Source organism: Mesorhizobium sp. M0701, assembly GCF_040320365.1.
GTDB lineage: Bacteria > Pseudomonadota > Alphaproteobacteria > Rhizobiales > Rhizobiaceae > Mesorhizobium.
The window spans coordinates 1-7,481 of sequence record NZ_JAMYPO010000089.1 but is presented as its reverse complement, the minus strand read 5'-3'; the positions used below and the strand labels follow the sequence as shown (position 1 = coordinate 7,481).

Below are 7,481 nucleotides of genomic sequence, written 5' to 3'. Positions count from 1 at the left end.
CCGGTGTTGAGCCATATTGCTTTTGAGAATGAAGGATGCGGCTGATCGCCGTCGCATAGCGGCTGATCTCGGCGTCGATCTGGCTTGGGGTAAAGCCTCGGCGTTCGAGCTTCTTCCGCTCCTGTGCAACATGAAGCGACCAGTAGCGCTGTCCGGCTTGGTAGGTGCGAGCGTTCAGCGCGGTTGGTATGCTGCGAAGACGTAACCTTGCAGCTCGACTAAGGCGATCGGTCCCTTGGGAACAGTGCCGTCGGTATGGAAGATCGCATCGGCACTGTCCTTCCAGCCCTGATTGAAGAGGCCCGTATCCGCTGCCCTGCTGTAGGTAACGACCCCTCCCCGTTGCGGGCTCCGACCTCTTCCATCGAAGCCGTGGCAGCACCCAGTGATTCCCAAATGCGATCGACAAAGTCCTCATCTCCGGTCCTGTCCGCGTAGGACGAAGCCAGATAGATGTACAGCGGAGTGGTGTCGACGCCATCATAGTAACGGCCGAACGGCAACTCGCGAAGCACGGCCATCTCGCCCTTGCGCGTTTCGTGCATGATCTTGCCTGGCTCCGCGTCTCCGAAGACGGAAGTCTCGGTCCGATTGGTAGCGGGCGTGAAACGCCAGCACGCCACGCGCAAGCTCGGGATTGAGCCAGAGCATCTGCAAGGCGGAAATGACTCCGTCGCGACCAAAGGCGGTTGAGAACCATGGAATGCCGGCATACGGGTATGGTCCCGTCTCGAGGTCGGTTGCAGGAGCGCGATGTCGGCACGTATGCGGGCCAGCCAGTCATTGAACACGCGTCCGGAACTGAAAACGGTGGCGCCTTGCCGGCGCTTTTGAGCGAATCGCACATCGCGCTCGCGCAGCGGCGGCACGAAACCGGTCACTGGACGGAATCTCTTCGCCGTGACCGACCATCCAGATGGAGGATCCTGCGGTAACGGCTCGGCACGACAATGCGGAACTCGGCGTAACTGGAATGCACCTGATCCGGCTTCACGGAAAACGCAATGACCGACTGGCGCGCCACATTATCGAGCCCTTCGTACCGAAATGTGACGCTTGCCTCACCAATCAGCGCGTCATGGGCACGACCGCGACGGCTACGCGTGGTGCCGCGCACCGCGAACATGTCTCGGAAATCGGCATCGAAGTCGACACGGACCGGCAACGCAATCTCGCGCGCGAAGTAGTTGGTGAAGGTTATGCGCTCGAGCAACGGGGGGTCCTCGCGCGAGCCAGTTATCCGATCTCCGCTCAGAAATTTCTACCAAATATTCCGACCTCCTGATGGAACCCATTCGTTGCGGGCGAGTTGCGGCTGATTGGGACGGACTTCCCGAACATGACAACCAGCAACAAAGCAGACCATCAGTCTGTCTCCGAAGCGTTTCGGAAACTGATCCGTTCCGAAGGCTATCGGCATCACGTACAAACGTTCTTAAATCTGGGGGTCGAACCAGAACTGCCGCCAACCCTCCAGTCATTACTTGCGGCTATTGATCGGGCCAAACAGGCCCCGACGGAAGAAGGTCCCTAGCCGGCTGGGTGAGCGTCAAAGCGGAAGAGTACAGAGGCTCGCTGCGTGCTTGTTCTCTAATCCCCTCTTGGAAATTTCCTACAAACATTCCCTTGATTTTTCCCGACAGAGGGTCATGAATGTTCCGCGTGGGTTCTCGCTGAGGTGGGAGGCCTAGTATGAACGTTTGGACGAACTGCCGACCCATCAAAGTGACTGCCAATGAGCTTGTTGAAGAGCTGATTTTACGAGCCCGGCGCGGCCAAATCATCATCTCCGTCAAAGAGACTATCGCAGCGGTGCGCCGAGACGGCCCGCATCTGGCGGAAAGTGACTGCGAGCTGGTGGAGCTTATTGTCGATCTTGCCCCAACCTTTGGCATGTTCGTCGCGTTCGACCTTCGCGAATAGCCTCATGGCAACCCATTGGTCCTCCCCTGCGGTGTACGTCAGGACAGACCGACCTGGGATTGTGGGAGAAAGGCGGCTCGAGGCGCGTCAATAGGATCGAGGAGGAGCATGGGGGTCTTCGCGAGCCGGTGTCCGATCCCCACCACAGAAATTCTACAAACATTCCTGACCTCCGCGGCCCAGCGCCGTACCAATTTGTACAATTCGTACATGGCCTTGATGCCGCTCAGGTAGGGAGTAGAGTCACCCTTCGGCGTGTCCCTGGGGAGGGCTGGATGAGCGTCGCGCGAAGGGTCGGTCCGTTTCTAGAACAAGCAATTACTGTACTCCTCAACAGGGCGGACCGTCGCGACACGGTCTCGATCAAAGCGGCACTACGCGAAGCTCGGGAGACTGCGCCTTATTTGGTGGCCTCCGACGAAGAACTAACCGAGGCAATCGTCGAGGCAGCAACTGCCCTGGGCCTCTGCGTGGCTTTCGACGCCCAGGAGTAGCTGTCAGCCAACTTCGCTTGTCGTGACCTGGCAATGGCGACCGTGTGCTGCCATTCATTCTCGACATTCCGGCCTTGGCGTGACAGCCCTCACATTAACGCTCTCGCCGAGGACGAATAAGCATCGGATGCCGCAGATTTCCGAATGGTCCTTTGAGGCGATCGCCGCAATGGCTAGACCGACTACAAGCGAAATGACTAGGGCGACACCCACCGGAAGATGATGCATACCGGCTTCGTACCGACCGCTCGGACAAACGTCGATGAACGTTTGGAAACACCCGTCACGGACTCAGACCATCCCTAACAAATGGTTAGCCGTCCTCGTCGCTGAGCCGGTTTATAGAGAGGAAACCCGCTAGCCGCCCTAAGGCCCCTTCATGGCTCGCCACTGGTTCAACCCTCCGGTCCCCGTCAAGACCGAGCGTCCCGGGTTCATTCGCAACGTCAACAACGCCGAGACAGCCGGCGAGGAGCTGATGAAGTGGACCAAGCGTGGCCCTTGCTGGGATCTCGCGGTGCGCGTTTGCATGGCCGTGATTTTCGATGAGATGGAACCCGAGGAGGCCCGCAAGGCATTCCTGGCTGCTGCAAAAGAGGAGGGGACATTACTCCCCCCAATGACAAGTAGCTAACTTGAGTTGCGGTAAAGGTTCTAGGTGCCTCTGACCAACACCGCCCTCGCGAAAGGAGCCCGCCGCCCGTGAGAAAGGCGACGGACCTCCACAGCGGCTGCACATCCAAGAATCGACCGCTGCAAGCTCTAAACCCGCGAGGGCCTACATCGTTCCTTAGCTGCGGCTAAAGCGGGGTTGGTCAGCGGGCTCTTGGCGCTCTAAGTTCCCCCTTTATGGGTCCTCTCTGGTTCGCTCCCGGTCTACGTGAAGACGAAACGTCCGGGCATTCGCAATGGGGTCAGCCACGTCGAGGGAGCCGCCGAGGAACTCATGGGGTGGGACACAAAGGGCCCGAAGTGGACCAAGGCGGTCCAATCCTGCGTCGATGCGTTCGAGGGCAGCGCCTCCCCCCAAGAGGTGCGTGGAGCCTTTGAGGCGGCTGCCAAGGAGGCCAACGTGTATCTCTCCCCTGAGTAGGAGGTACAGGGTCTTGGTGTGGTGATCGAGGTATGCACGAGCTTGGTCGCCGCCATCGGGCAGAACCCCCTTGGCGGCAAAGCTTGCTCCATTCGGACTGGAACAGATTGGCGCGGATCGGTAGCGTGAAGGACAGATCGTCGATGGAGACGGAGCGGTAGGCACCGGCCTTCTCGCCGGTGCGTTCCCAAGCCGCGCCGATCTCCATGCCTTCGCATAGGACGCGATGGTCTGGCGCGTTTTCAGTACCGATTTCTCGGCCGGCAGGATAGCAAGCTTCGCGTCGACCGTCAGCGTCGAGATGTTGCCGAAGAAGCCATCATCGTTGCGGGTGAAGGTTCCGATCTGGGCCATTGCGTTGCTCCTTTCATGAGCGTTCGTGAGGGTTGATGCGAGCCGTCATGGCTCGCGGCGATCCGCTTCGCCGGGATCATCCGAGCCTCTTTCTTCGCAAAGGGATTGTCACCCGCCAAGGGAGGGAACGGCGCGGGGCATCGCCTAGAACCCGCCCCGAATTTCTGACCGTGAAATTGCATGCTGTCAAACGCTGGGTCACATTCGTATATAGGTCCTATTTTTGAACGAACGTTATGCATCCACTCCACACAGCGCATCACGTCTCGCAAAACTCTCCAATGGCGTAATACGATAACATTTCCCTATCCAGATAGAGAACCATCGGTTATCTTAGCTTCCGAAGCCATTGCTACTGCACTCTTGATGTCGGTTTGCATTCACCATCCCGCCGGGGAGCTTTGACATGTTAAAGAAACGGACGCGATCAGTAGTATACATTGGAGCGGTCGTTTATTTGATAGCTGCGTCTTCTGCAGTAAGTGACGGAATGGGCACGCCCGGAGCCTCACTCCAACTGCAATCCGAACTTCTGCGTCACTCGCAGCTGTACGACGAGGGGCGCGCGGGTAGGGAGGCGATAAAGAGAATTCGAGAAGGGGTGTACGACAGATACACAGCAGACCTTTGTATTGATGACATATCGAGGTGTAAGTCGGAACTATTTCAGCCTTTCAAGAGCGAAGAGAACGGCCTGACGAGTTATTCTATTACGATTTCATCGGAGAAGTGGGACAGTTATCCATCAGAGATACAGTTCGAAGTTGTGCAGGAGATACTTTTCTATTCCTGGGGACATTCCAATCGAAGTTACCCACCCCTGTTCTCCGAGACGGACCGGACTTCTATCTCCCCACTCGACTTTCTGTCCCCCTCGTCGGCAACAATGTTCGCAACATTTGGAAGTCCAGAGTATCTGCGAGGGGGCTTGGGTGGGAGTGCCTACGGTCCCAACTGCTGGTATAACTCAATATCGGCGATCGCTGATAACAGATCTAGATATGCAAATTCTAAGAAGTTGAGCAGCGGACCGTGGGATAAGCCGCGCTTTATGGGGCCGTCAGAGTTTCGCTGCCACATGAAGCAATTCACAGCTGTGGCGGATCCCAAGTTCGGAGATATCGTTCGGTACTATGTGGAGGATCCGATCTATAATGAAAAAGACAATGTGTATGGCGGAGAGATACACGCTGCTGTCTTCGTTGGTGAGGATCATCAATCTTCTGGCGTTACGCCCGACTCGCGCCAAATCGTTCTTACAAAAAATGGACGAAGCGACCTGAATTTCATGATATTCCAGGATGTTAAGGGGCTTGATAAAGTCTACTTAGGAGGAGGAGACGACGGTTTCGGAACGGCGGCGGTTCACGGCGGTATGAAACAGTTCGTTAGAGTGATGGACGGTGGCTCTCTCTTCGACCCTGCAACAGCAAGCGATACGCCATGTTACCAAGCATACCGTCTGGATCTTAAGAACTACCACGATCGGTGGGAGTGTCTTGCCGGTCGTCTTGACCCGCCGCCGGGACAGGATAAGACCTGTTACGACTATCCCGAGAATTGGTTAACTGGCAAGGACAAGATGGCACCGCCAAGGACTGACCTCAAGCTTCGAATATTTAAAGAACCTCAGGAGCTAAGAAGTCAGAGTCGCAAGGGAAGTGGATAGCTTGCAGTAAGTAGAGTCGCGTTGGCGACAACAGGACAAGCTGTCATTAAGCTGGCGGCACCCGGCCTGGTGTGAGTACGTCGATCCACAATCTCGGGCAGCCAAGCGCTGTGCTCCGCCGGCCGCCATCCGAAACGATCGGATGGCGACGGCTGCATCGTCTCTGGACGATAGGAAAAGTCAGATCGCTAGATGTTTAGTCCCGGCATTTGCTGGAGCGGATTAAATTTGAAGCGTTCGGGCTGTGCGGGCCAAACCTTACAGATGAACTCATAGGGTGTGAGGCCTTTGAGGGTCTTGAGCCTGCGGCCGAAATTGTAGGCCGAGATGAAGTCGGCAAGGTGCTGGCGGAGCTGGCCGTGGCTCTCATAGTAGAAGAGTAGAAGCGTCTGACGGTTGCATCCTTGATAGTCCTGTTCATCCTCTCGACCTGGCCGTTGGTCCACGGATGTCTTGCCTTGGTCGTCCGGTGCTCGACGTCGTTCGTGGCGCAAGCGTATTCGAACGCTTGGGCCCAGAAGCGCTCGCCGCTTGCGATGGCCTCCTGTACGCCTCCGGCGAGGGCCGCCTTGCGCGAGCATGGCCCGGTAGCGAGTCTGCGCTCATAAGGTCGTCCTTACGAGCGTAGTTAGCAGCACAGCATGAGCCATGTGACGTTATTGACCGGGCCGGAGCGGCGGCGGCGTTGGCGTGAAGAGGATCAGTGCCGGATACTGGCCGCGGCATTCGCGCCCGGGGCCACAGTGGCGGCGGTGGCGCGTCAGTACGATGTCGCGACCAGCCTGATCTATAAGTGGCGCCGCACGCTGAGAGCCCGCGAGACGGGCTTTGCCGAAGTTGTCGTGGTTCCCGATGAGGTGCCGGCGGCGCCACCAGCGGTGATCGAGCTGGAGATCGCCGGCAAGGTGCGGCTGCGGATTCCGCTGACCACGCCGCCCACACTGGCGGCGGCGATGGTGAAGGCGCTGGGCGTTTCATGATCCCGGTTCCGAGCCAGGTGCGGATCTGGTTGGCGGTCGGCCGAACCGATATGCGTCGCGGGATGCAAGGCCTCGCTCTGCAGGTTCAGGAGACGTTGGGCCGGGATCCGCATGCCGGCGATCTTTATGTCTTCCGAGGCCGCAGCGGCAATCTGATCAAGATTATCTGGCATGATGGGCTCGGCATGTCGCTGTATGCAAAACGGCTCGAGAAGGGCCGGTTTCTATGGCCGTCGCCGGCGGACGGCACGGTTTCCATATCACCGGCGCAGCTCGCCTACATGCTCGACGGGATCGATTGGCGCAACCCGCGTCACACGTGTCGGGCGAATTGAGAAACTGACCCCCTGACGAAATGAAGAACTGACCCCCTCGGTTATGAGAGGAGGCATGGATGACGGTTGAGATTTCGGCGATTCCTGCATTGTCGAGAACGATGCAGGGAGAGGAGATGCTTCAGCCTGAAGAAGTGGCAGCGATGCTGCGGCTGCATGAGCTTGGCTGGGGAGCGAAGCGGCTGGCGAAGGAATTCGGGTGCGCGCGCAACACGGTGCGTCGGTATCTGCGCGAGGGCGGGACTTTTCCGTTTCGCAAGCCTGTGCGGCGGACCGCGTTTGACGGGCTGGACGATTGGCTGCGGGAGCGCTTCTTCCGCCATGGCGGCAACGCCGATGTGGTGCGCCAGGAACTGGAGAGCGAACATGGGATCGTTATAGGGCTTCGGTCGGTGGAGCTTCGGGTGCAGGGTTGGCGTCGGGAGTTGAGGGTGCAGAAGCGCGCGACGGTTCGGTTTGAGACGGCGCCGGGACATCAAATGCAGATCGACTTTGGCGACACGCGGGCGTGGATCGGCGGCGAGCGTGTTCGGGTGCACCTGTTTGTGGCAACGCTGGGTTACTCGCGTCGGCTGCATATCCGTCCCTCGCTTCGGGAGCGCCAGGCGGACTGGTTGGAGGGGATGGAAGGAG

At 58.3% G+C, this 7,481-nt stretch carries 10 protein-coding genes and 3 pseudogenes; 8 read left to right on the top strand and 5 right to left on the bottom strand.

Translation table 11 applies throughout. From position 1 onward, the window contains the following. Window positions 1–418, bottom strand: a 418-nt coding sequence (locus NKI24_RS35315; protein WP_352750766.1) for a DUF6074 family protein, incomplete at its 3' end; no start/stop codon positions are given. Window positions 419–877: 459 nt separating this feature from the next. Then, entirely contained in the window at window positions 878–1,213 is a 336-nt protein-coding gene (locus tag NKI24_RS35310; protein ID WP_352750764.1) for a glycogen debranching N-terminal domain-containing protein, read from the bottom strand. 479 nt (window positions 1,214–1,692) lie between these two features. Here NKI24_RS35310 and NKI24_RS35305 point away from each other — a divergent pair, with 479 nt between their 5' ends. The 4 genes from NKI24_RS35305 to NKI24_RS35290 all read left to right on the top strand — a co-directional run bounded on the left by NKI24_RS35305 (window position 1,693) and on the right by NKI24_RS35290 (window position 3,510). Beyond that, on the top strand, window positions 1,693–1,923 hold the full coding sequence (locus NKI24_RS35305; protein ID WP_023680941.1) for a hypothetical protein: 231 nt from the start codon (window positions 1,693–1,695) through the stop codon (window positions 1,921–1,923). 275 nt (window positions 1,924–2,198) lie between these two features. Then, the gene (locus tag NKI24_RS35300) at window positions 2,199–2,417 is read left to right on the top strand and encodes a hypothetical protein (RefSeq protein WP_352453557.1); all 219 of its coding nucleotides are present in this window, start codon (window positions 2,199–2,201) and stop codon (window positions 2,415–2,417) included. A 379-nt stretch (window positions 2,418–2,796) separates the two neighbouring features. After that, window positions 2,797–3,051 carry a DUF982 domain-containing protein gene (locus NKI24_RS35295; protein ID WP_352453556.1) on the top strand — a complete coding sequence of 85 codons (255 nt, stop codon included), beginning with the start codon at window positions 2,797–2,799 and terminating at the stop codon, window positions 3,049–3,051. Between the two features lie 246 nt (window positions 3,052–3,297). Beyond that, window positions 3,298–3,510 (top strand): DUF982 domain-containing protein, encoded by a 213-nt coding sequence (locus NKI24_RS35290; RefSeq protein WP_352453555.1) that lies wholly within the window; start codon window positions 3,298–3,300, stop codon window positions 3,508–3,510. Window positions 3,511–3,661: 151 nt separating this feature from the next. Here NKI24_RS35290 and NKI24_RS36140 read toward each other — a convergent pair. Together NKI24_RS36140 and NKI24_RS36135 are read right to left on the bottom strand one after the other, a co-directional pair. Further along, a pseudogene (locus NKI24_RS36140) lies at window positions 3,662–3,718 on the bottom strand (DUF736 domain-containing protein); the annotation flags it as partial. A gap of 86 nt (window positions 3,719–3,804) precedes the next feature. Continuing rightward, window positions 3,805–3,864 (bottom strand): annotated as a pseudogene (locus NKI24_RS36135) (DUF736 domain-containing protein); the annotation flags it as partial. A 406-nt stretch (window positions 3,865–4,270) separates the two neighbouring features. On the opposite strand from NKI24_RS36135, the gene NKI24_RS35280 reads away from it, so the two are divergent. Then, complete coding sequence (locus tag NKI24_RS35280; RefSeq protein ID WP_352750761.1) at window positions 4,271–5,533, top strand: hypothetical protein; 1,263 nt, start codon at window positions 4,271–4,273, stop codon at window positions 5,531–5,533. A gap of 188 nt (window positions 5,534–5,721) precedes the next feature. Here the strand turns inward: NKI24_RS35280 and NKI24_RS35275 are convergent. Continuing rightward, a pseudogene (locus NKI24_RS35275) lies at window positions 5,722–6,038 on the bottom strand (integrase core domain-containing protein); the annotation flags it as partial. 136 nt (window positions 6,039–6,174) lie between these two features. Here NKI24_RS35275 and tnpA point away from each other — a divergent pair. The 3 genes from tnpA to NKI24_RS35260 all read left to right on the top strand — a co-directional run. Continuing rightward, on the top strand, window positions 6,175–6,513 hold the full coding sequence (gene tnpA / locus NKI24_RS35270) for an IS66-like element accessory protein TnpA (RefSeq protein ID WP_352750759.1): 339 nt from the start codon (window positions 6,175–6,177) through the stop codon (window positions 6,511–6,513). Then, window positions 6,510–6,848, top strand: coding sequence for an IS66 family insertion sequence element accessory protein TnpB (gene tnpB, locus NKI24_RS35265; protein ID WP_352750757.1), 339 nt, complete (start codon window positions 6,510–6,512; stop codon window positions 6,846–6,848). The genes tnpA and tnpB overlap by 4 nt, the downstream gene beginning before the upstream one ends. A 59-nt stretch (window positions 6,849–6,907) precedes the next feature. Beyond that, the coding region (locus NKI24_RS35260) for a helix-turn-helix domain-containing protein (RefSeq protein ID WP_352750755.1) at window positions 6,908–7,481 on the top strand (574 nt) is incomplete at its 3' end.